The following is a 20,783-nucleotide window of genomic DNA, read 5'->3' on the forward strand; positions in this document are numbered from 1 at the left end:
AACAAAGTTCGCGGCGGGATGTGCGTTAAAATCAGGCCTGGATCAAGGGATTTTCCCCCTGTTCCTTCGATCGCACAAGGAAGTTACCGTCGCAGCGCCGCGGAAATGGCGTCGAGCCCGCCCCGCAATTCGGCTTCCGTCGGCCAGCCGAAGCCGACGCGGAAGAAGCGTTTTTCCATTTCGAACCAGTGGCCCGGTCCGACATAGGTGCCATGGTTTTCCAGCAGATCGACATAGAAGCGGTCGAGGTCGAAGCCGGGATCGACGTTCAGGCGCGGGAAGCCGACGACGCCGCCTTCGGGCCTGATCCAGTCGACCAGCGGCTCGCGATCGATCCAGGCCTGGACGATGTCGCGACGCTTGGCCATTTCGGGCAGCAGCACGCCCAAGAAGGCATCCCGGCGCTCCAGCATGCCGCGCGCGATGCCTTCGTCGATGACACTGCCGCAAATGCCGATCTGCTCCTTGGCGGCGAGGAATTTTTCCTGAAGAACCGCATCTCTGGTGATCAGCCAGCCGATGCGGATGCCGGGAATGCCGAAGGCCTTGGACAGCGATGAGACGCTGATCGCCTTCGGGCTCAAGGAGGCCGCCGACGGCAGGCGCCTGCCATAGGAGAGGTCGCGATAGGTCTCGTCGACCAGCAAATGGCAGTTGCTGCTTTCCGCGAGCGCCACCAGCGCGTCGAGATCGGCGCGGCTCATCATCGTTCCTGTCGGGTTGTGTGGGCAGGTGACGCTGATCAGCCGGGTGCTCGGCCTGATCGCCGCCTTGATGGCCTCGATATCGATGGCAAAGCTGTTCTCGAAGGCGAGGTCGACGAAGCTGATGGCGCAGCCGATCGCGCGTGGGGTTTCGATGTTGGTGGCGTAGTTGGGCCTGATGACGACGAGATGGTTGCTCGCCGACAGAAGCGATGTCGAGATGATGAACAGCGCGCCGGCCGCCCCGGCGGTGACCAGAACGTCATCGGGCGAAACGCCGGCATCCTGCGCCGCGATCAGCGCCCGCAACTCCTTGTCGCCGCGATGCTCGCCATAGAAGAGCGTGAGATCAGGCAGCGACAGGCCGATGTCGGAAAGCTTCTGGTCGGCGATCGAGCTCTCGGAGAGATTGTAGCGGATGCGGTCGTAGCCGTATTCTTCCGGTGCTTCTTTCTCGATCACCATCCTGGTGTAGTTCATGGCTTCCCCCAGATCATCATTGTCTGGGGTTTCCAAGCCACGAAAACATGAAGCCTGCCAAGGCGGTTTCGCCGGCAGGCTTCTGTTCCAGTCGTCCTAACTATTGGCTCAGGACTGAACTGCTCAGGCTGAAACCTTGGCCTTGCGGCCCTTGGCCTTGACGGGCACCACTTCGACGGCCTTGCGGCCGAGGCCGATCGACTTCGCCAGTTGCGAGCGCGAGGCGGCGTAGTTGGGAGCAACCATCGGATAGTCCGACGGCAAGCCCCATTTGGCGCGGTAGGCGTCCGGGGTCAGGTTGAAATGCACACCGAGATGGCGCTTCAGCGATTTGAATTTCTTGCCGTCCTCGAGGCAGATGATGAAATCCGGCGTCACCGACTTCTTCGGGTTGACCGCGGGAACCAGCGGTGCTGCCACCGGCACGGCCGGCTTGCCTAGCCCGCCGATCGAGGTGGCGACGCTGGCGATAAGGTCGGCCAGGCCGGAGACGGGCAGGCGGTTCTTCTCAACGTAAGCGGATACGATGTGGGCGGTCAGCTCGAGAAGGTCGGTGCGAGCGTCGTTGCTATCGTCGGTCAATTCTTCCTCCGTCTATGGCGCACGGCCTCGAAAATGGGGATCGTTTTCGAAAGGACGAGGCACGAAATTCAAAAAATGCTGAAGCGTCTTTAGCGTATCCAGTGGAGCACGCGGGCAGTGCGCGAAATTCCTAGTCGGCAAATCTGCATAACGCAATGATTTAGCGCGGCGTCACACGTTATTTTGAACAACTATACTAAACTGTAATACTATCAGACGATCAAGGCCTTGTCTCGCCACAGACGAAATCCGCCTTCGAAGGCACGTGTGTTGTCACCGCGCCTGGAGTCGGCTGGTAACTCGTCGAGCTTGTCGACATTGCCGCCGCCAATGACGACATAGTCTGGCTGCAGGGCGGCGCGCAGTCGGTTGACGACGTCGAAGACAGATTCGCCCCATTTCTTCTTGCCGCGCCTTTCCAGGCCACGTTCACCGACATAATCCTCGAAGCTCTTGGTCTTCTTGTAAGGAAGGTGGGCGAGTTCCATGGGCAGGCCGACATGGTCGGCGATCATCGCCGCACCGAGGCCGGTGCCGAGGCCGAGGAACAGCATGCGCCCGCCCTCATAGCTGCCGATGGCCTGCATCAGCGCATCATTGACCACCTTGACCGGCTTGCCGAACTGCGCGGCGAAATCGAAGCCGGCCCAACCCTTGCCGAGATTCTTGGGATCGAGCACCAGCTTGTTGTGACGCACCGGGCCGGGATAGCCCATCGAGATGACGTCGTAGGACAAGCCTTCGGCGAGTTTCTTCACCGTGGCGATCATCTGCTGCGGCGTCAGGTCCGGGCCGGAATCGGCCCGGCGCTCGGCGCCGCCGGCGCTGGTCAGGATCTTGACGTGCGAGCCGCCAATATCGATCGCCAACACGATTGTCTCGGCGCCCCGTTCTGTTTGCTTCACGGCCTTGGCCATCGCGTCCCCTCCACTCATGCCACTGGGTCGATCCAGCCATTGGGCGGTCCGAAGCCGGCCATGGCGTCCGCCGGCCCCCATGTTTTCGGCTCGTAGAGGTGCGGCGGCGTGGTGTCGCCGAGCACCGGGCCAACGATGCGCCAGGCCAGTTCGCTGGCGTCCTGGCGGGTGAACAGCTGGCCATTGCCGTTCATGGCATCGCCGATCAGCCGCTCATATGGCGGCATGTCGCTCTTGCTGTCGTCGAGTGCCGTCAGTTCCACCTGCTCGCCGACCATGTCGTCGCCGGGCGCCTTGCGCTGGGCGCCGATGGCGATCATCACCTGCGGGTCGATGCGGAAGCGCACGTAATTCTGATCTGCAGGCTTGATCGGGTCGAAGACGTCAAGCGGCGGCCGCTTCAGCCGCACCACCACCTCGGTGACATGCACCGGCATGTTCTTGCCGGCGCGGATGAAGAACGGCACGTCCTGCCAGCGCCAGGTGTCGACGAAGAAGCGCACCGCCGCGAAGGTCTCGACCGGCGAATTCGGCGCCACGCCGGGCTCGGCGAGATAGCCGGTGAACTGGCCGCGCACGACATCGTCCTTCGTCAAAGTGCGGATGGCGCGAAGCACCTGCACCTTCTCGTCGATGAGGTCGTCGGCGGAGCGGCCGACCGGCGGCTCCATGGCCAGCAGCAGCAGGATGTTGAGCAGATGGTTCTCGATGACATCGCGGATGGCGCCGACATCGTCATAGAAGCGGCCGCGGCCCTCGACGCCGAAATCCTCGGCCATGGTGATCTGCACGCTCTCGACGTAATTGCGGTTCCAGATCGGCTCGAGGAAAGAATTGGCGAAGCGGAAATAGAGCAGGTTCTGGATCGCTTCCTTGCCGAGATAGTGGTCGATGCGGAAGATCGACTGTTCGTCGAACACCAGATGCAGCACCCGGTTCAGCCAGCGCGCCGACTGCAGATCATGACCGAAGGGCTTTTCCACCATCAGCCGCGCGCCATGCGCGGTGCCCGACTGTTCCAACCCTTGCACGACCGTCTCGAACATGGTCGGCGGCACCGCCATGTAGTGCAGCGGCCGCTGGGCGCTGCCCAGCGCTGTCTTCAGCTTCTCGAACGTGGCCGGATCGCGGTAGTCGCCGCTGACATAGCGCAGCAGCGAGGCGAATTTGGCGAACACCGTCTCGTCGATGGCGCCGAGCGCATGGACGATGCCGTCGCGGGCGCGGTCCTGCAACTGCTTCAAATCCCAGGCATCGAAGGCGACGCCGATCACCGGTTCGGTGAGCGTGCCCTTGGCCACCATCTGGTACAGCGCCGGAAATATCTTCTTGTGGGCGAGGTCTCCGGTCGCCCCGAAGAGCACCAGCGTATCGGACCGTTCCTGGCTCATGCGTGCGTCTCCCGCTGTGGCGTCACTTGCCGGCCTTCGGCTTTTCGAGATGGCCGCCGAAGGCATAGCGCATGGCGGACAACAGCTTGTCGGCGAATTCGGATTCGCCTTGCGAGGAGAAGCGGTCGAACAGCGCCGACGACAGCACCGGCGCCGGCACGCCGGTGTCGATCGCCGCCTTCAGCGTCCAGCGGCCTTCGCCGGAATCCGAAACCCGGCCGCCGAACTGCGCCAGGCCCGGATCGCTCTTCAGCGCGCCGGCTGTGAGATCGAGTAGCCAGGAGCCGATGACGCTGCCATGCCGCCAGACCTCGGCCACCTGGGGAAGGTCGACGTCGAACTGATAATATTGCGGGTTTTCCAGCGGGCTGGTCTCGGCGTCAGCTGTGCGCTGCCGCTTGCCGGCATTGGCCGATTTCAGGATGTTCATGCCTTCGGCATAGGCGGCCATGACGCCGTACTCGATGCCATTGTGCACCATCTTGACGAAGTGGCCGGCGCCGCTCGGTCCGCAATGCAGGTAGCCGAAGGGTGCGGTGCCGGCAGTAGCCTTGTCCGGAGTGGGCGCGCCGGCATCGGCGCCAGGCGCCAGCGTGGCGAAGACCGAATCGAGGTGCTGCACCGCCACGTCGGGGCCGCCGATCATCAGGCAGTAGCCCCGCTCCAGGCCCCAGACACCGCCACTGGTGCCGACATCGACGAGATGGATGCCCTTGGTGGCCAGTTTCGCGGCCTGGTCGACGGCGTCGTGATAGTAGGAATTGCCGCCGTCGATGACGATGTCGCCGGGCTCCATCAGGGCCGCGACCTGATCGATGATCTTGCCGGTGATCGCTGCCGGCAGCATCAGCCAGACGCAGCGCGGCTTGGCGAGCTTGCCGACGAATTCCGTCAGGGATGCCGCTCCGAGCGCGCCGTCGCTGACCAGGGCGGCGACGCTTGCCGGGTTGATGTCGTAGACGACGCATTCATGGCCGTCGCGCATCAGGCGGCGCACCATGTTGGCGCCCATCCGGCCCAGTCCCATCATTCCGATCTGCATGGTTTCGTCCCGATTGCTTGAGGAAAGAAAAAATCTATCGGCCCGGCTGCTTTAATCATGATGCGTCGATGCCGACGCTGAAGTCGACATTCTCCCAACGCATCGCATCGGGCCAGAAAAAAGTGAAGACGAGGGTGCTCCCCTGCTCCAGTCCGGCGACCGGCAGGTCGACCAGATGAACGCCGAAAGCGTTTTCCCTGGTCTTGTGGTCCTCGATCGTCAGCCATTTGTCGCTGCTCCAATGGACGACGCCGGGCGCCGAAAGCTCGACGCGCAAAACCTTGCCGGTAGGGATGGAGCGGATCTTGTTGTTGAAGCGCCATATCCTGAGCGGCGAGCCTGTCTTGCCCTGGATGTAGCGCTCCACACCTTGCGGCGGCATGTCGAAAACCGCGCCGTCGCGCAGCGATCGCAACAGCTTGATGTGCTCGGCATGCGCCCAGACCAGCGGCATGGCGCTGCCGGACGGTTTGCCAAGCCACAGTTCGCGGTCCGGCACATCCGGACTGTCCCAGACCTGCTCCGGCAGCAGCCCGCCTATTCCCGCCGAGCGCTCGAAGGTATCGAGAAGCTCCGCGGCTTTCTCCTTGCGGCCAGCCGCCAGCTCGTAATGCGCCCGCTCGCCGGTGAGCAGGGGCCAGGCGCGTCCCTGGCCAGTGCCGTCAAAAGGCGTGCCATCCTCGTGCTCGCCATAGCCGTCACCGGTGTAGCGGTACCAGACCGGGCCTTGCGGCAGATCGCAACGCAAAAGGGCATCGACGGCCTTGACGGTATCGACGATGCGCGGATCGTCGGCCGCCCTGAGGCCAAAGCGAACCAGGGCCAGGGCGTCGGGGCTGATGATGGCTTCCGCCGGCTTGTCGGTGTCGCCTGGCGGCCGGTTCTTGATCGGCACGAAGCCGTCCTTCGGCGCGGCGGCGCCCGCATCGTCGGGCGGCGCGATGCGGACATAATAGCCTGCGACGCCTGCCTGGGTGCAGAGCTGAGTGCCGGTGACGTAGGTCCAGCGTTCGACCTGGTCGTTCCAACAATCAGCGGTTTCGCGTAGGTAGTTTGCCGGCTCACTCTTTCCGACGACATCCAGCATGTCGGCGGAGGCAAGCAGCGCGGCGATCTCGACGGCCAGCGTGAACGGGCTGTAGCCAGCGTCTTCCTCCCAGCGGTCCTCGCCGGTGACGGGGCCGTTGCGTACGACATAGGAGGCGGCGCTTTCGATCATGGCCTGGAAATCGGCGAGCCTGGCGCGCGGCAGATGGCCGGCGCGGCGCAAGGCGTCGGCCAGAAGCAGCGGAAAGGCGCATTCATCCATCTGGATGCCTCGCCAATAGGCGGTGCCGTCGGACCAGACATTCTGCGGCCAGTGACCATCCGGCTGCTGGATCGAGCGCAGATAGGTCAATATCTGCAGCGCCTGTTTGCCGTCGCCGGCGGCAAGGAAACCGCCAGCGGTCTCGACCAGGTCGCGCGGCCAGACCAGATGGTAGCCGCCGAGATCGTCGTCGCCCTTGTTGAAGCCCCATGGGATCGACAGGCTGGCAACGGCAGCACCCGGTCTCGCGATCGAGAGATGCGAGGCCAGAACCGCTGTGCTCACACGATAGCTGTTCAGCCCGGAGGCGGTGTGGCGATCGAGCTTCTCGAGCCCGGCCTGAAATGTCCGCCAGTTCTCGACATAGGTTTGCGCGGCGGCGTCGAAACCCTGCTTGAGACTGGCCAGCGCCAGGTCGGCGGCTGCTTCCGGCGACGCGCCGAAGCCGAGTGCCAGCAAGGCTGTGGTCTTGCCGGCGGAAAAGCCGATCTCGCCGGTCAGGGCGACATTGCCGTCTTCCGCCCGTTGGCAGGAGGGATCGAGCGCACCGCCGTCCTGCAATTGCCGCCAGCCGTCGGAGAAACCGACATAGCCGGCCGAACAGCTATTCCAGGGCAGTGAGGAGACCAGCGCCAGGGATACGCCGCGCCCGGTTGCGAAGAGCATGCGCTGGCCCTTGTGTTCACTGGCCCAGGCCGTGTTGCCCATGCCGGCGTTGACGAGATGCGGCGCAAGCAGCGCGTAGACATGGTAGTCGGCCGCCGAACCTTTCAGCGGTGCGAATGCGATCTCCTGCAGCAGGACGGGCCGTTTCGGGTCCGTAATGATGCGCTTTTCGATACGGTAGGCGCCGTCTGTCGCGGTGTTGGTCAGCCTGTAGCCCGGCACGCCATCCTCGAACGGCGCTACTGCGTGCGCGGCGTCGCGCTTCTCTTCCGAGAAATAGCCACTGGGGCCGGTGACGATCAGCTCCATGTCGCGCGTGCAGGCACTGTCGAGACGTGGATAGTAGATCTCGTTCAAGATGCCGTGGCTGATCGTGAACCAGAGCGGGCTCTTGGCTGAAAACGCGGTGCCAACGCCACTCTTGGCGCTTGATGTCCAGCGGGCCGGTATTCCGGGCGCGCCTATGGCAACGGTCGGCGTTACTGCCATCAATTGGCCTCCTGTCGTGCTCCTAGACCATGTGCCGGCGGCTTTTTCAATCATCGCACCGCAAGTTGATCGAAGGCATGCCAAGCTTTGCAGTTGACAGCTTGCGGTTCGTCTGCATTTGTCTGACAATAGATAAAAAACAGGGACTGGGCGTAACGATCATCAGGCGAAACTAGCAACTTTGGGAGGAAATCATATGAAGAAACTGCTCGTTCTGGGTGCGCTGGCGGCTATGTTGGCCTCGGGCACCGCACTTGCCGACGCCAGCGGCAAGAAGATCGCATTCTCCAACAATTATGCCGGCAATTCGTGGCGGCAGGCGATGCTCGACAGCTATGGCATCGTCACCAAGAAAGCCGTCGACGACAAGGTGGTCGGCGCCGCCGACATCTTCACCACCGCCGACAAGGAAGTGCCGACGCAGGCTGCTCAGGTGCAGAACCTGATCCTGCAGGGCTATGACGCCATCGTCATCAACGCCGCCTCGCCGGACGCGCTCAACGGCGCCATCAAGCAGGCCTGCGATGCCGGCATCACCGTCGTCTCCTTCGACGGCGTCGTGACCGAACCCTGCGCCTACCGCGTCGTCGTCGACTTCAAGGACATGGGCAAGCAGGAAGTCGAGCAGATGGCCAAGTTCCAGCCCAAGGGCGGGAACCTTTTGGAGATCCGTGGACTGGCCGGCACCTCGATCGACGATGCCATCCATGCCGGCATCCTCGAAGGGGTCGCCGCCCATCCCGAATTCAAGATCGTCGGCTCGGTGACCGGCGACTGGGACCAGACGACGGCGCAGAAGGCGGTCGCGACCATCCTGCCCTCGCTGCCTGACGTGGTCGGTATCGTCGACCAGGGCGGTGACGGCTATGGCGCCGCACAGGCTTTCGCCGCCGCCAACAAGCCGCGCCCGACCATCATCATGGGCAACCGCCAGGACGAGCTGAAGTGGTGGAAGGAACAGAAGGACAAGGACGGCTACAAGACCTGGTCGGCTTCGATCGCGCCCGGCGTGTCGTCGCTCGCCTTCTGGGTGGCGCAGCAGGTGCTCGATGGCCGCAAGGACATCCCGCACGACCTGCTGGTGCCGTATCTCGCCTTCACCCAGGACGATTTCGAGGCAGCCCTGCCGAAGATCAAGGAAGGCGGCGTCGCCACCCACGAATACACGCAGGAAGATGCCCTCGCGGCGATCAAGGCCAACATCAAGTAAGTGTCGCGGCAGCGTTGCCCTTCGTACCATCGCGCGGATATCTCTAGGCATGCCTGAAGGGAACGCTGACATCATCAGACTGAACGGCGCCGAAAAACATTTCGGCGCCGTTCGCGCGCTTGGCGGGGTGGATTTCCATGTCGGGCCCGGCGAGTGCGTCGGCCTGGTCGGCCATAACGGTGCCGGCAAATCGACGCTGATGCACATGGTGGCGGGCACGCTCACGCCGGACAGCGGCAAGATCGGCGTGCATGGCGACATCGAGGACAACTACTCGGTGTCGCGGGCGCAAAAACTCGGCATACGCTGCGTGTTCCAGGAACTGTCGCTGTGCCCCAATCTCAGCGTCGCCGAGAACACGCGCATCAACCACGCCTCGCTCTCGGGCTTCGGCTGGCGGCGCAAGGCGGCGGCACTCATCACCGACAAGTTGGACAAGATCTTTCCGGACCATGGCATCTCGGCCTGGGACATTGTCGGCGACCTGTCGATCGGCCGGCGCCAGATGGTCGAGGTGGCGCGCGCCTTCACCGTCACCCAGGACCGGCTCGACCTCGTCATCCTCGACGAGCCGACATCGTCGCTCGACGCGCATACATCAGGCCAGTTGCTGGCCTTTGTCCGCCGCTTCGTCGCCGGTGGCAAAAGCTGCATCCTGATCTCGCATGTGCTGGGCGAGGTGCTGAAAAACGCCGACCGCATCGTGGTGATGCGCGATGGCAAGGTGGTCGTTGCTGATGCGGCAAATGCCTTCGACCGCGACCGGCTGGTGACGGCGATGGGCGGTGCGGAAGCGCGCCAGAAAATCGCGGCGGAGATTGCCGCAACCAAACCAGCGGCCAGCCCGTTGCGGGTTCGGGCGCGTCCCGCCGCGCAGAAGGACGGCACCGACCTTGTCGCCTGTGCCGGCGAGATCATCGGCCTAGCCGGGTTGGCGGGACACGGCCAGACCGACCTGCTGCTGGCGATCTTCGCGGCTGCGTCACGCACCAAGGCAGGCATCGAGGTGACAGCACCTGTGGCGCTGGTGGCCGGGGATCGCCAGTCGGACGGCATCTTCCCGCAATGGTCGATCGCTGAGAATATCGGCATCCGCTCGCTGGCGCGGTTGCGCAACGGGCTGCTGATCTCGCCGCAGCGCGAGGCCGAACTTGCCGCGGTCTGGCAGAAGAAGATCGGCATCCGCACGCCCGACATGAACAACAACATCTTCTCGCTGTCGGGCGGCAACCAGCAGAAGGCGCTGTTTGCCCGCGCGCTCGGCTCGGATGCGGAAATCGTGCTGATGGACGATCCGATGCGTGGCGTCGACATCGGCACCAAGCTGGAGGTCTATGACCTTGTTCGCGAAGAGGCGCGCAATGGCCGCACCTTCCTCTGGTACACCACGGAAACCGAAGAGCTCGACAATTGCGACCACGTCTATGTCTTCAAGAACGGCCGCATCGTCGCCAATCTGCGTCGCGACGAATTGACCGAAGAGAAGATCATCCAGTCCTCCTTCGGCGACGCGGCCTGAGATGACGGCGGCTAGCCTCGACACCGGCCGAAAGAACTCCGCCGAGCGTGGGGCGCTGGCCCGCGCCCGCCTTTTGCGTGGGCTGCTGCCGGCGCTGTCGCTGACGCTGGTGCTGCTCGCCATCGCCTGGCTCAACCCGCGCGCCATCAGCTATTTCGGCTTCAGCCTGATGCTGAATCTGGCGATCCCGATCGCGCTGGCGACGATCGCGCAGATGTTCGTCATATCAGGCAATGAACTCGACCTGTCGATCGGCACCTTTGTCGGTTTCGTCGGCTGCGTCACCGCGACCTGGCTGAAGGACGCGCCGCTGATCGGTGTCGCCATCCTGCTCGGATCGATCGGTATCTATGCGCTGCTTGGCGCGCTGATCCATCTGCGCAATTTGCCGTCGATCGTGGTGACGCTCGGCATGAGCTTCGTCTGGCAGGGGCTCGCCATTCTCGTCCTGCCCAAGCCCGGCGGCAAGGCGCCGGACTGGCTGCTGGCGATCATGGCGTTCAAGCCGCCTTTCGTCCCGTTCCCGATCATCGCGGCGCTGCTGATCGGTCTCATCGTCCATTTCGGCCTGATGCGCACCTCCTACGGCGTGATCCTGCGCGGTTCCGGCGGCAATCCGGCTGCGCTCAAGCGTGCCGGCTGGTCGCTGCTGAAGACCAAGATCGTGCTGTTTGCGCTGGCCGGCCTGTTCGGCGTGCTGTCGGGCATGGCGCTGATCGGCATCACCACCTCGGCCGATGCCAATATCGGCAATGGCTACACGTTGCTGGCGATCGCCGGCGTCATCCTCGGCGGCGGCGAATTCGTCGGCGGCCGGGTGTCGCCGATCGGTGCGGTGATCGGCGCGCTGACACTGGCGCTGGCCGCCTCGCCGCTGCTCACCTTCATGCACATCCCACCCGACTGGCAGGTGGCGGCCAACGGCGCCATCCTGATCATCGTGCTGGCGGCGCGGGTGCTGATCAGCCGCAGGGAGAGGTGAGCGATGGCATTGGTTAGATCGCTGGTTGCCAAACCCTGGATCTGGTCGTTTGTCGGCGCCTTGTTGGTGTGGCTGGCAACGATCGCCTTCACCGGCGGCTATGGCGCCGGCGGCATGGTCACCGCTGCCTTGTCACTCGCGGTGTTCACTGTCATCGTCGGCGTCGGCCAGATGTTCGTCATCACGCTCGGGCCGGGCAATGTCGACCTGTCGCTGCCGGCCAATATCGGCCTGGCCAGCGCTGTCGCCATGAAGGTCATGGCCGGCAGCGATTCCATGATCGTGGTCGGGCTGCTGGCGGCACTCGCCTGCGGTGCTGCGATCGGTGCCGTCAACTATCTGCTGATCTGGGCGCTGCGCATTCCGCCGATCATCGCCACGCTGTCAGCGAGCTTCATCATCCAGTCGATCGATATCAGCTACGGGCGCGGGCTGCAGATCAAGCCGCCGCCAGGGTTTGCCGATTTCGCCAATTGGCAGATCCTCGGCATTCCGGTGCTGGCGATCCTCACCGTTCTGTTCACCGTCGGGGCGGCCATCGCCTTGCAGCGCATGATCTATGGCCGCTCGGTGCTGGCGATCGGCCAGAACATCCGCGCCGCCTGGCTCGCCGGCGTCAATGTCGGCCGCATCCGCTTCCTCACCTACACGCTGTCGGGGGCGCTCGGCGGCATCGACGGCGCCCTGCTGGCCGGCTATTTCCGCGGCGCCAATGTCGATATCGGCAATGAATACCTGCTGGCCTCGATCGCCGTGGTGGTCATCGGCGGCACGTCGGTAGCCGGCGGCAAGGCCAATGTGCCGGGAGTCTGGGGCGCGGCGCTGTTCCTGGTGCTGCTGCTCACCATGCTCAACACGTTTGGGGTCAGTGCCGGGGTGCGGCTGCTGTTGACGGGGCTGATCATCGTTGGGGTTATTACCGCGGCGGGAGGGGAAAAGGCGGTGCGTTAGCGTGAAGGATCACGACGCGTTGACGCTGGGCTCCCGGGCAATCGTTAGGCCAGCCCAACATCAGGTTTCCATTCGCAGCGCGGGCTAGTAAACCCTTCCGCGATCGCAGTTGGCCTCGGGAGGGCTCCGCTTGTCCAGTTCTGTCAGCGTCGTGAACGAGAATGGCGTCGCCATCGTCACCATCGACAATCCGCCGGTCAACGCGCTGAGTTTTCACGTCCGCGAACCGCTGATGCAGGCGCTCGTTGCCTTGCGCGATGACGCGTCGGTGGCGGCCATTGTGATTGCCTGCGCTGGGCGGACCTTCGTCGCCGGCGCTGACATCACCGAATTCGGCAAGCCGGTGCAGCAACCCGATCTGCGCGCCATCGTGGCCATGCTGGAAACCATCGCCAAGCCGACGGTCGCCGCTATCCACGGCACCGCGCTCGGCGGCGGCCTCGAACTGGCGCTCGGCTGTCATTTCCGCGTTGCCGATGCCGGCGCCAAGCTCGGTCTGCCCGAGGTGAAGCTCGGCATCCTTCCCGGCGGCGGCGGAACGGTGCGGCTGCCGCGCCTGGCCGGCGCGGTGAAGGCGCTGAAGATGATCGTTTCAGGTACACCGATCGGCGCGACCGAAGCGCATGCCGCCGGTCTGGTCGATGCCGTTTTTGAAGGCGACCTGACCACGCATGCCGTGAACTTCGCCCGGGAAATCGCCCGCAAGGGTGGTCCGTTCACGCCGGTGCGCGATCGCAATGACTTGCTTGGGGAAACGGATCTCGCGGCTTTCGATGCCGAGGCGGCGGATCTCGCCAAGAAGGCACGGGGCCTCGAAGCGCCGATCGCCTGCGCGCAAGCGGTGCGCAATGCCGTCACACTGCCCTTCGACGAAGCACTGGCGGCCGAGCGCGCGCTATTCGCTGGGCTGGTTGCCAGCGACCAGTCGCGGGCGCAGCGCCATCTGTTCTTCGCCGAGCGCGAGGCGGCAAAGCTTCCCGGCAAGGACATCGTCAGGCGCAGGATTGGCCGCGTCGGCGTCATCGGCGCCGGCACGATGGGGGGCGGCATCGCCATGGCCTTCGCCAATGGCGGCTATCCCGTCACCTTGCTGGAGAGCAGCGAGGAGGCCCTACAACGCGGGCTGGGCACGATCGAGAAGAACTATGCTGTTTCGGTCTCGCGCGGCTCACTGACGGCAGATACCAAGCATCAACGGCTCGCCCAGTTCAAAGGCTCCACCGACTATGCCGACCTTGCCGAGTGCGACCTGATCGTCGAGGCGGTGTTCGAGGACATGGCGGTGAAGAAAGAGGTGTTCGGCAGGCTCGACGCGATAGCCAAGCCCGGCGCCATCCTTGCCACCAACACCTCCTATCTCGACATCAATGAAATCGCCGCCTCGATCTCGCGGCCGCAGGATGTGCTCGGCCTGCATTTCTTCTCGCCGGCCAATGTCATGAAGCTGCTGGAGATCGTGCGGGCCGAAAGACCGCGCCGGACGCGCTGGCAACCGTCGTCGACATGGCGCGGCGGATCGGCAAGGTGGCGGTCGTCGTCGGGGTCTGCCACGGCTTCGTCGGCAATCGCATGCTGGCCGCGCGCGGTTCGGAATCGGAAGCGCTGCTGCTGGAGGGGGCGACGCCCAGCCAGATCGACAAGGCCTTCACCGATTTCGGCTGGCCGATGGGACCGTTCCAGATGGGCGATCTCGCCGGCCTCGATATCGGCTGGCGCAACCGCAAGGCGCGCGGCCTCACGGCCGTGATTGCCGACACGCTGTGCGAGCAGGGGCGTTTCGGCCAGAAGACCGGCCGTGGCTTCTATCTCTACGAGGCCGGTGCGCGGGCGGGCGTTCCCGATCCGGAGGTGGAGGCGCTGATCCGCGACAAGGCCGCCGAGAAGGGCATCGAGCCGCGCGCGATCGGTGCGGAAGAAATCATCGAGCGCACGCTCTATCCCCTGGTCAATGAGGGCGCCAAGATCCTTGAAGAGAAGATCGCGGCTCGCGCCTCCGACATCGATGTCGTCTGGGTCAATGGCTACGGCTTTCCCATTGGTAAGGGCGGCCCGATGTTCTGGGCCGGCCTCGAAGGTGCCGGCAAGATCATCGAGCGGCTCGACTATTGGCATCAGCGGACCGGCAAGGACGTGTTCAAGCCAGCGCCCCTGCTTCGGCGCATGGCCGAAACCGGCTCGTGGGAGACCGACGCGACGGCCTGACGGCGCTATCCCTGATTTTGTCCGAGCGTGCAGTCGGCGCAGCGGCCGTTGACCTCTATGCTCGTCGCTTCGATGTGAAAGCGCTCGCGCGTTGCCCATTCGGCGAGCCGGCGATCGATGATGTCGTCGCTGAATTCTGTGACCCGGCCGCATTGTTCACAGACCGCCAGGATCGCGGTTCCGCGGCCATGGCTATGCTGGCCGGCGCACGGCACGAAAGCATTGAGGCTCTCGACCTTGTGAACCGCGCCATTCTCGATGAGTTTCTTGACCGCCCGGTAGACCTGTACCGGCGATTTGATGCCGTGCGGCCTGATGTCGTCGAGAATGTCGTAGGCGCTGACCGGCCTGCCGGCGCGGGAAATGGCCGCCAGCACCAACTTTTGGTTCCGGGTGAGTTCAGGATCTGTCATTGGCTATCGAGTGTTGCGCGATGCCGCTGACCAGATAGGCTGCGGCACCCAGCACCGTGATCCAGAAGCTCGTCGGCCAGTCGGTCAGGAAGGCGAGTGACAGGCTGACCCAGGCAATCGTGACGGCCAGCGCCATCGAGACCGCGATGCCGGCGAGCACGCCACGCGTCAGCCGCAGCGAGGTCGCCGCCGGGCCGACCATCAGCGAGAAGACGAGCAGCACGCCGACGATCTGCACCGCCTCGGCGGTCGCGACCGCGACCAGGATCATGAACAGGGTCGAGACGAGGTTGAGCGGCACCCCCCTTGCTTCGGCGAGCTCCGGCTGCAGGCTGGCGAACAGCAGCGGCCGGGCGATCAGCACCAGTGCAACAAGGATCGCCACCGCCAGTACCGCGAGCACCACGACGGTGCGCAGGCTGATGCCAAGCACATTGCCGAACAGCACGTTCGTCGCCTGCGAGGCGAAGGCGGTGTAGAAGTGCAGGAACAGAAGGCCGAGGCCGAGCGACAGCGTCAGCACTATGCCGATGGCGACGTCGCGATGCGCGCGCTCGCCAAGCAGGCCGATGCCGATGCCGGCGACGACGGTGAACACGGTCAGGCCGAAGAACGGCGACAGCCCGATCAGGCCGGCACCGGTGGCACCAGGGAACCCGACATGGGCAAGCGCGTGGCCGGCGAAAGTCTGGCCCCTGAGCACAAGGAAATAGCCGACCGCGCCGGCGACGATGCCGACGATCGTGCAGGCATAGAAGGCGTTGCGCATGAATTCATAGTCAAACATCGTGAACATGCACCCCGCTTTCCAGTTCGACATCGTCGGCCATGACGAAGATCCGCCCGGCGACCCGCACGACATTGATCGACGTGCCGTAGAGTTTCGACAGCACCGGCCCGTTGATCACCTCGTTGACGCTGCCGATCGCCGCCTTGCCGTTGCCGAGATAGAGCACGCGATCGACGGCGCGCAGCAGCGGATTGATTTCGTGCGAGCAGAACAGCACGGCGATGCCGAGACGTTCACCGATCTCATGCACGAGGTCGATGATCGTCCGCTGGTGCGCCGCGTCGAGGCTGATCAGCGGCTCGTCAAGCAGAAGCAGTTGCGGGTCGCCGATCAGCGCCTGGGCGATCAGGATGCGCTGGCGCTCGCCACCGGATAGCTCGGCCAGCGGACGCCGGGCGAGGTCGCTTGCTTCGACCGCTTCGAGTGCCTTCCAGGCGGCTTCCTTCTCGGTGGCGGAAGCAACCGGCCAACCCCAGCGATGGCCGCCGGCCGCTGTCAGCACGAAGTCTAGGCCGCTGATCCCCATATGGGTCAAAGCGCGCCGCGCCTGCGGCATGTAGCCGATATCAGCATTGCCGCGCTTTGGCGGCCCACCCAGCACTGAGATGGTACCGCCCGACGGCTCTATCAGGCCGAGGATCGCACGCAGCATCGTCGTCTTGCCGGCGCCATTGGCACCGAGAAGACCGACAAAGGCGCCTTGCGGAACGGAAAGGGAGACGTCGGACAGAACCCGACGCCCCCCATAGGTCAGCGTCACCCGGTCGAATGCGACAGCGCTCATTGCGTGCGGGCTGCGAGCGCCTTCTGGACCTCGTCGAGTTGTCCGCTGAACCAGGTCTGGATCGTCTTGCCGGCCGGCTCCGTTTCGGTGACGCCTATGACGGTGACCTTGTTCTGCTTGGCGAGGTCGAGCAGCCGGGTCGTCGCCTCGTCGGTCACCTGCGAATTGTAGAACAGGATCTTGGCCGAACCGTCCTTCAGGCTGTTTTCGAATGCGGCAACCTGCGTCGGGCTCGGCTCGGCGTCGTTCATCACCGTCACCTGGAAATCATAGTTCAGCATCTTGAGGCCCAGCGCTTCCGCCATGTAGCCGAACACCGGTTCGGTGGCGGTCACCTCGGTGCCGGCGTAGGTTTTCTTGACGTCGGCGATTTCCTTGTCGATGCCGTCGAGCGAGGCCTGGAATTGCTTCAGATTGGCTTCGTAGTGCACCGCGTTGGCGGGATCGCGCTTCGACAGATCGGCGGCGAGCGCCTTGGCGACCGCCGGCAGCGTCGCCGGGTTGTACCAGAGATGCGGGTTGTCGCCGGACTTCTTGCCGATCAGGTCGGCCGCAACGATGGTCGTGCGGTCCGGCTTGCTCGAGGCCGACAGCAACTTGTCCATCCACGGATCGTAGTCGGCGCCGTTGTAGATGATGACCTTGGCATCGGCGATGGTGCGCGCCGTCGACGGGCTGGTCTCGAAGAGATGCGGATCGTCGTCGGGATTGGACAGGATGCTGGTGACGGCGACATGGCTGCCGCCGATCTGACGGGCGAGATCGCCATAGAAATTCTCGGCCGCGACGACATTGAGCTTGTCTTCGGCCCGGGCGGCAGTGCCGATCAGCAGCGGCGCGGCAACCAGCAGCGCGGCCAGAAAGGGAACGGAACGCATCCTTGGTCTCCTTGGGAAATCTGGGGCAGAGACAGTCCGCCGCCATGCGTGTCGGTGTCACGTTATAGTGTAACGGTAACAGTATAACGTTTACGGTAGAAATCCGAGACGATCAATGGAACTTTCCAACGTCTGGCGAACACAAAACCGTGACCTCGGTCAGCATGGCAAATCATTCGGGATTGGCGGAAGCGATTGATGTCTCCGCTCATCGCCGAGGCATGCGGTCCATCAGCACGGACGCATCCGGCCGTTCAATTCCTTATCCGCGCGTCGATGATCTCGACGAAGCGGGCGAACAGGCCGGCCTGCGACTTGATCTTGAGCTTGCGGTAGATGTTGCGGCGGTGGACCTTCACCGTCCCCGGCACGATGCGCATCGCCCGGGCGATCGATTCCGTCGAATGGCCCTGCAGCACCAGGTCGACGACATGCTTTTCGCGCGGGGTCAGCGACAGGCTCTTCCAGATATGGGCACGGTCAAACTCGTTGACCGCAGCGATCGCCTGGTCCTGTTTCGCCTCGGCCGGCTCGTCGGCGGGAAGGGCGGGCCAGCGCAACTGGGTGAAGGCGATCACCGCCGGTGCCATGTCACGCAGCAGCCTGGCATCGGCGGTGCCGAACGGGCCTGAGGCGCGCAGCCGCATCAGCGACAGCACCAGCGCATCCTTGCCGGGCAAAGGCACGAAGAAGCCGACCTCTTCGGCCAGCCTGGTCTGGCTGTAATAGGAGCGAAAATACTCGCTGGCATAGAAGCGGTCGGGCGCGAGTTCCCGCATGCGCCAAAACCCTTCCTTGCGCTCGACCGCCGCGTGGTGGAACGGATCGAGCAGATAAGGCCCCTCCTGGTAGAGCGCGACGAAGACGTGGCTCTCGGCCGGCGAGAAGGTCTCGAACAGCAGCGGCGGTCGTGAGGCGCCGCGATAGCCGAAGATCACGCAGTGGTCGAAGCTGACATGCTGTTTTAACCAGTCGACCATCGCCTTGCCGAACAGGTCGCCGACCGTTTCCCGCGTCGCCGCGACAAGGGTGGCGAGCCGGCTGTATTCGTCGCTGCGGGATGCACTCAATCCCTACCCCCTTAAACGATAAAATAGATCAGATATACCACCTGCGAGGTATATACTAGCTGCCATTGGCTCTGGTAGCGTTTCGAAATAGCCCTGTTGCTGGAGCCCGCAGCCTTTGACCGCAGTGCCCGACATCGAGTTTCGCGGCGTCACCAAGCGCTATGGCGCGGTGACCGCGGTCAGCGGCATCGATCTCTCTGTTCCACCCTCCGCTTTCGTCGCCCTGCTCGGGCCGTCCGGCTGCGGCAAGACGACCTGCCTGCGCATGATCGGCGGCTTCGAACAGCCGAGCGAGGGTCAGGTCTTCATCCGCGGCCAGGACATGGCCGGCACGCCGCCCTACCGGCGGCCGGTCAACATGGTGTTCCAGCAATACGCACTGTTCCCGCATCTCGATGTCGAGGACAACGTCGCCTACGGGCTGCGCCAGGCACGGCCGCGGCTGGCGTCGCGCGAGATCGGCCAGCGGGCCGGCGAGGCGCTCGAAATGGTGCGGCTTGCCGGTTATGGCCGCCGCAAGATCCACGAACTGTCCGGCGGCCAGCAGCAGCGTGTCGCGCTGGCGCGCGCGCTGGTCAACAAGCCGGCGGTGCTGTTGCTCGACGAGCCGCTGGCGGCGCTCGATAAGAAGCTGCGCACCGACATGCAGATCGAGCTGCAGAACCTGCAACGCGAGATCGGCATCACCTTCGTTCTGGTCACCCACGACCAGGAGGAAGCGCTGTCGATGAGCGATTTCGTCTGCGTCATGAATGGCGGGCGCATCGTCCAGCTCGGCCAGCCGAGCGAGATCTATGACGAGCCGGCCGATCTGTTCGTCGCCGATTTCGTCGGCAAAACCAATCTGTTGAGCGGCACCGTCGCCGGACACTCAGGCGATCTGGTCGACGTGGCGCTGGCGGACGGCACCGTCATTGCGGCGCGCAAACGAACCGCCTTGCAGCAAGGTGAGACTGTCTCGGTCAGCCTGCGTCCTGAATCGCTCAGCCTTGGCGCGCCGGAAACCGGCCCGTTCAAGGGCATCGTCCGCAACCGGATTTTCCTGGGCTCGACAGCGGAATACGCCATCGAGGTCCAGGGCATCGGAACGCTGCTGGCCAAGACCGACCATCTGATCGGCCAAGGCAACCTCTTCAAGCCGGGTGAACCCGTCGCCATCGGCTATGCCACCGGAACGCCGCTGGCGTTTTCGGAGACCAAGAACAACGGACCAACCAGAGGGTAACCAAACATGTCGAAATCATATCGTGACGGACTGCCGATAAGCCCCGAAAAATTCGTCGACCAGCTGATGCGCCTGAAGCGCGGCTCGATCGGCCGCCGCGATTTCCTCGGCCTCACCGGCCTTGGCATCGCGACGGCGGTGATGGCGCGCGAGATCGGCATCATGCCGACGCCGGCCTTTGCCGCGGAAAACCTTGGCGACCGCATGTCGATCGCCACCTGGCCGAACTATCATGATCCGCAGACCTTCGAGAATTTCAAGAAGGACACCGGCGTCGCCGTCGAGGTCAACGTCTTCGGCTCCAACGAGGAGATGCTGGCCAAGCTGCAGGCCGGCGCCTCGGGCTGGAGCCTGTTCGTGCCGACCAATTACACGATCTCGACCTACAAGAAGCTCGGCATCATCGAGCCGCTCGATATGGCCAAGCTGCCGAATTTCGACGGCACGCAGGAAGACCCGCGCTTCACCTCGGAAGGCACGATCGACAAGGTGACCTATGCCGTGCCGAAGAACTGGGGCACGACAGGCTTTGCCGTCAACACCAAGAAGCTGACCAAGCCGATGACGAGCTGGAAGGAATTCTGGGACACCGCCATGGCCGAGGGCGACAGCCGCACCATGGTGCACGATTACCAGCTGACCACAATCGGCAATGCGCTGAAGTACTATGGCTACTCGTTCAACTCGCTCAAGCCAGACGAACTCGCCAAGGCGGAGGAACTGCTGCTGAAGGTCAAGCCGCATCTGTTCGCGGTCTCGTCGGACTATCAGCCGGGCATGCGCGCGGGCGACGCCTGGATGACCATGTGCTGGACCAATGACGGCGCGCAGCTGCATCGCGACATTCCCGAGATCGCCTATGTTCTGGGCAAGGAAGGCGGCGAGATCTGGACCGACTTTTATGCCATCCCGAAGGACGCGCCGAACAAGCCGGCGGGCTATGCCTTGCTTAACTATCTGATGAACCCGCAGGTCGCGGTGAAGGAGCACTTGGCCAATGGCGCACCCTCGACCGATGCGCGGGTCAACAAGCTGCTGCCCAAGGAAGTGCTCGACAATCCGATCCTCTATCCGGCGGCGGATTTGTTGACGCCGCTGGAATTCGGCGCGGCGGCAACGCTGACCGATCCGGGCCGCGCCGAACTGATGGCGCGCTTCAAGTCGGCTTGAGGGCTGGCC

At 64.0% G+C, this 20,783-nt stretch carries 17 protein-coding genes and 1 pseudogene; 7 read left to right on the forward strand and 11 right to left on the reverse strand.

All coding sequences use genetic code 11. The features are described 5' to 3' along the window. Window positions 1-83: 83 nt before the first annotated feature. The 6 genes from AC0V7N_RS06795 to AC0V7N_RS06820 form a co-directional block, all read right to left on the reverse strand. Entirely contained in the window at window positions 84-1,184 is a 1,101-nt protein-coding gene (locus AC0V7N_RS06795) for an aminotransferase class I/II-fold pyridoxal phosphate-dependent enzyme (RefSeq protein ID WP_475455871.1), read from the reverse strand. 123 nt (window positions 1,185-1,307) lie between these two features. Next, window positions 1,308-1,766 carry a Ros/MucR family transcriptional regulator gene (locus AC0V7N_RS06800; RefSeq protein WP_258588625.1) on the reverse strand — a complete coding sequence of 153 codons (459 nt, stop codon included), beginning with the start codon at window positions 1,764-1,766 and terminating at the stop codon, window positions 1,308-1,310. Window positions 1,767-1,978: 212 nt separating this feature from the next. After that, window positions 1,979-2,683, reverse strand: a complete 705-nt coding sequence (locus AC0V7N_RS06805; RefSeq protein ID WP_475455874.1) for an ROK family protein — start codon at window positions 2,681-2,683, stop codon at window positions 1,979-1,981. Between the two features lie 14 nt (window positions 2,684-2,697). Beyond that, on the reverse strand, window positions 2,698-4,074 hold the full coding sequence (gene zwf, locus AC0V7N_RS06810; protein WP_475455876.1) for a glucose-6-phosphate dehydrogenase: 1,377 nt from the start codon (window positions 4,072-4,074) through the stop codon (window positions 2,698-2,700). A 22-nt stretch (window positions 4,075-4,096) separates the two neighbouring features. After that, window positions 4,097-5,116 carry a phosphogluconate dehydrogenase (NAD(+)-dependent, decarboxylating) gene (gene gnd / locus AC0V7N_RS06815; RefSeq protein ID WP_475455878.1) on the reverse strand — a complete coding sequence of 340 codons (1,020 nt, stop codon included), beginning with the start codon at window positions 5,114-5,116 and terminating at the stop codon, window positions 4,097-4,099. Between the two features lie 55 nt (window positions 5,117-5,171). Further along, a complete protein-coding gene (locus AC0V7N_RS06820) occupies window positions 5,172-7,580 on the reverse strand; it encodes a glucan 1,4-alpha-glucosidase (protein ID WP_475455880.1) in 2,409 nt (802 codons plus the stop codon). Window positions 7,581-7,776: 196 nt separating this feature from the next. On the opposite strand from AC0V7N_RS06820, the gene AC0V7N_RS06825 reads away from it, so the two are divergent. The 5 genes and pseudogenes from AC0V7N_RS06825 (at window position 7,777) to AC0V7N_RS06845 (ending at window position 14,444) form a co-directional block, all read left to right on the forward strand. Then, complete coding sequence (locus AC0V7N_RS06825; protein ID WP_475455882.1) at window positions 7,777-8,790, forward strand: ABC transporter substrate-binding protein; 1,014 nt, start codon at window positions 7,777-7,779, stop codon at window positions 8,788-8,790. A gap of 49 nt (window positions 8,791-8,839) precedes the next feature. Beyond that, window positions 8,840-10,309: a sugar ABC transporter ATP-binding protein gene (locus AC0V7N_RS06830; protein ID WP_475455884.1), complete on the forward strand. Its 1,470-nt coding sequence runs from the start codon at window positions 8,840-8,842 to the stop codon at window positions 10,307-10,309. 1 nt (window position 10,310) lies between these two features. Further along, window positions 10,311-11,291 carry an ABC transporter permease gene (locus AC0V7N_RS06835; protein WP_475455886.1) on the forward strand — a complete coding sequence of 327 codons (981 nt, stop codon included), beginning with the start codon at window positions 10,311-10,313 and terminating at the stop codon, window positions 11,289-11,291. 3 nt (window positions 11,292-11,294) lie between these two features. After that, window positions 11,295-12,242, forward strand: coding sequence for an ABC transporter permease (locus AC0V7N_RS06840; protein ID WP_475455888.1), 948 nt, complete (start codon window positions 11,295-11,297; stop codon window positions 12,240-12,242). Window positions 12,243-12,372: 130 nt separating this feature from the next. Then, a pseudogene (locus tag AC0V7N_RS06845) lies at window positions 12,373-14,444 on the forward strand (3-hydroxyacyl-CoA dehydrogenase NAD-binding domain-containing protein). 5 nt (window positions 14,445-14,449) lie between these two features. Here AC0V7N_RS06845 and AC0V7N_RS06850 read toward each other — a convergent pair. The 5 genes from AC0V7N_RS06850 to AC0V7N_RS06870 all read right to left on the reverse strand — a co-directional run bounded on the left by AC0V7N_RS06850 (window position 14,450) and on the right by AC0V7N_RS06870 (window position 18,379). Then, window positions 14,450-14,857 (reverse strand): Fur family transcriptional regulator, encoded by a 408-nt coding sequence (locus tag AC0V7N_RS06850; RefSeq protein WP_475455892.1) that lies wholly within the window; start codon window positions 14,855-14,857, stop codon window positions 14,450-14,452. Then, a complete protein-coding gene (locus tag AC0V7N_RS06855; RefSeq protein ID WP_475455894.1) occupies window positions 14,844-15,653 on the reverse strand; it encodes a metal ABC transporter permease in 810 nt (269 codons plus the stop codon). The genes AC0V7N_RS06850 and AC0V7N_RS06855 overlap by 14 nt, the downstream gene beginning before the upstream one ends. After that, on the reverse strand, window positions 15,637-16,431 hold the full coding sequence (locus tag AC0V7N_RS06860; RefSeq protein ID WP_475455896.1) for a metal ABC transporter ATP-binding protein: 795 nt from the start codon (window positions 16,429-16,431) through the stop codon (window positions 15,637-15,639). Before AC0V7N_RS06860 ends, AC0V7N_RS06855 begins: the two co-directional genes overlap by 17 nt. Then, window positions 16,428-17,309: a metal ABC transporter solute-binding protein, Zn/Mn family gene (locus AC0V7N_RS06865; protein ID WP_475455898.1), complete on the reverse strand. Its 882-nt coding sequence runs from the start codon at window positions 17,307-17,309 to the stop codon at window positions 16,428-16,430. Before AC0V7N_RS06865 ends, AC0V7N_RS06860 begins: the two co-directional genes overlap by 4 nt. Before the next feature lie 254 nt (window positions 17,310-17,563). Continuing rightward, the gene (locus AC0V7N_RS06870) at window positions 17,564-18,379 is read right to left on the reverse strand and encodes a response regulator transcription factor (protein ID WP_475455900.1); all 816 of its coding nucleotides are present in this window, start codon (window positions 18,377-18,379) and stop codon (window positions 17,564-17,566) included. 115 nt (window positions 18,380-18,494) lie between these two features. Here AC0V7N_RS06870 and AC0V7N_RS06875 point away from each other — a divergent pair, with 115 nt between their 5' ends. Both AC0V7N_RS06875 and AC0V7N_RS06880 read left to right on the forward strand, forming a co-directional pair. Continuing rightward, window positions 18,495-19,604: an ABC transporter ATP-binding protein gene (locus tag AC0V7N_RS06875; protein WP_475455902.1), complete on the forward strand. Its 1,110-nt coding sequence runs from the start codon at window positions 18,495-18,497 to the stop codon at window positions 19,602-19,604. A 6-nt stretch (window positions 19,605-19,610) separates the two neighbouring features. Then, the gene (locus AC0V7N_RS06880; RefSeq protein WP_475455904.1) at window positions 19,611-20,774 is read left to right on the forward strand and encodes an ABC transporter substrate-binding protein; all 1,164 of its coding nucleotides are present in this window, start codon (window positions 19,611-19,613) and stop codon (window positions 20,772-20,774) included. Window positions 20,775-20,783 lie beyond the last annotated feature (9 nt).

Source organism: Mesorhizobium kamtschaticum (assembly GCF_056174585.1).

Excerpts from the sequence above, each read along its gene's own strand:
- AC0V7N_RS06830 (WP_475455884.1), top strand. The coding sequence starts at position 8,840 with ATGCCTGAAGGGAACGCTGACATCATCAGACTGAACGGCGCCGAAAAA.
- AC0V7N_RS06855 (WP_475455894.1), bottom strand. The coding sequence starts at position 15,653 with ATGTTCACGATGTTTGACTATGAATTCATGCGCAACGCCTTCTATGCC.
- AC0V7N_RS06860 (WP_475455896.1), bottom strand. The coding sequence starts at position 16,431 with ATGAGCGCTGTCGCATTCGACCGGGTGACGCTGACCTATGGGGGGCGT.
- AC0V7N_RS06840 (WP_475455888.1), top strand. The coding sequence starts at position 11,295 with ATGGCATTGGTTAGATCGCTGGTTGCCAAACCCTGGATCTGGTCGTTT.
- gnd (WP_475455878.1), bottom strand. The coding sequence starts at position 5,116 with ATGCAGATCGGAATGATGGGACTGGGCCGGATGGGCGCCAACATGGTG.
- AC0V7N_RS06850 (WP_475455892.1), bottom strand. The coding sequence starts at position 14,857 with ATGACAGATCCTGAACTCACCCGGAACCAAAAGTTGGTGCTGGCGGCC.
- AC0V7N_RS06825 (WP_475455882.1), top strand. The coding sequence starts at position 7,777 with ATGAAGAAACTGCTCGTTCTGGGTGCGCTGGCGGCTATGTTGGCCTCG.
- AC0V7N_RS06865 (WP_475455898.1), bottom strand. The coding sequence starts at position 17,309 with ATGCGTTCCGTTCCCTTTCTGGCCGCGCTGCTGGTTGCCGCGCCGCTG.
- AC0V7N_RS06795 (WP_475455871.1), bottom strand. The coding sequence starts at position 1,184 with ATGAACTACACCAGGATGGTGATCGAGAAAGAAGCACCGGAAGAATAC.
- AC0V7N_RS06820 (WP_475455880.1), bottom strand. The coding sequence starts at position 7,580 with ATGGCAGTAACGCCGACCGTTGCCATAGGCGCGCCCGGAATACCGGCC.
- zwf (WP_475455876.1), bottom strand. The coding sequence starts at position 4,074 with ATGAGCCAGGAACGGTCCGATACGCTGGTGCTCTTCGGGGCGACCGGA.
- AC0V7N_RS06805 (WP_475455874.1), bottom strand. The coding sequence starts at position 2,683 with ATGGCCAAGGCCGTGAAGCAAACAGAACGGGGCGCCGAGACAATCGTG.
- AC0V7N_RS06835 (WP_475455886.1), top strand. The coding sequence starts at position 10,311 with ATGACGGCGGCTAGCCTCGACACCGGCCGAAAGAACTCCGCCGAGCGT.
- AC0V7N_RS06880 (WP_475455904.1), top strand. The coding sequence starts at position 19,611 with ATGTCGAAATCATATCGTGACGGACTGCCGATAAGCCCCGAAAAATTC.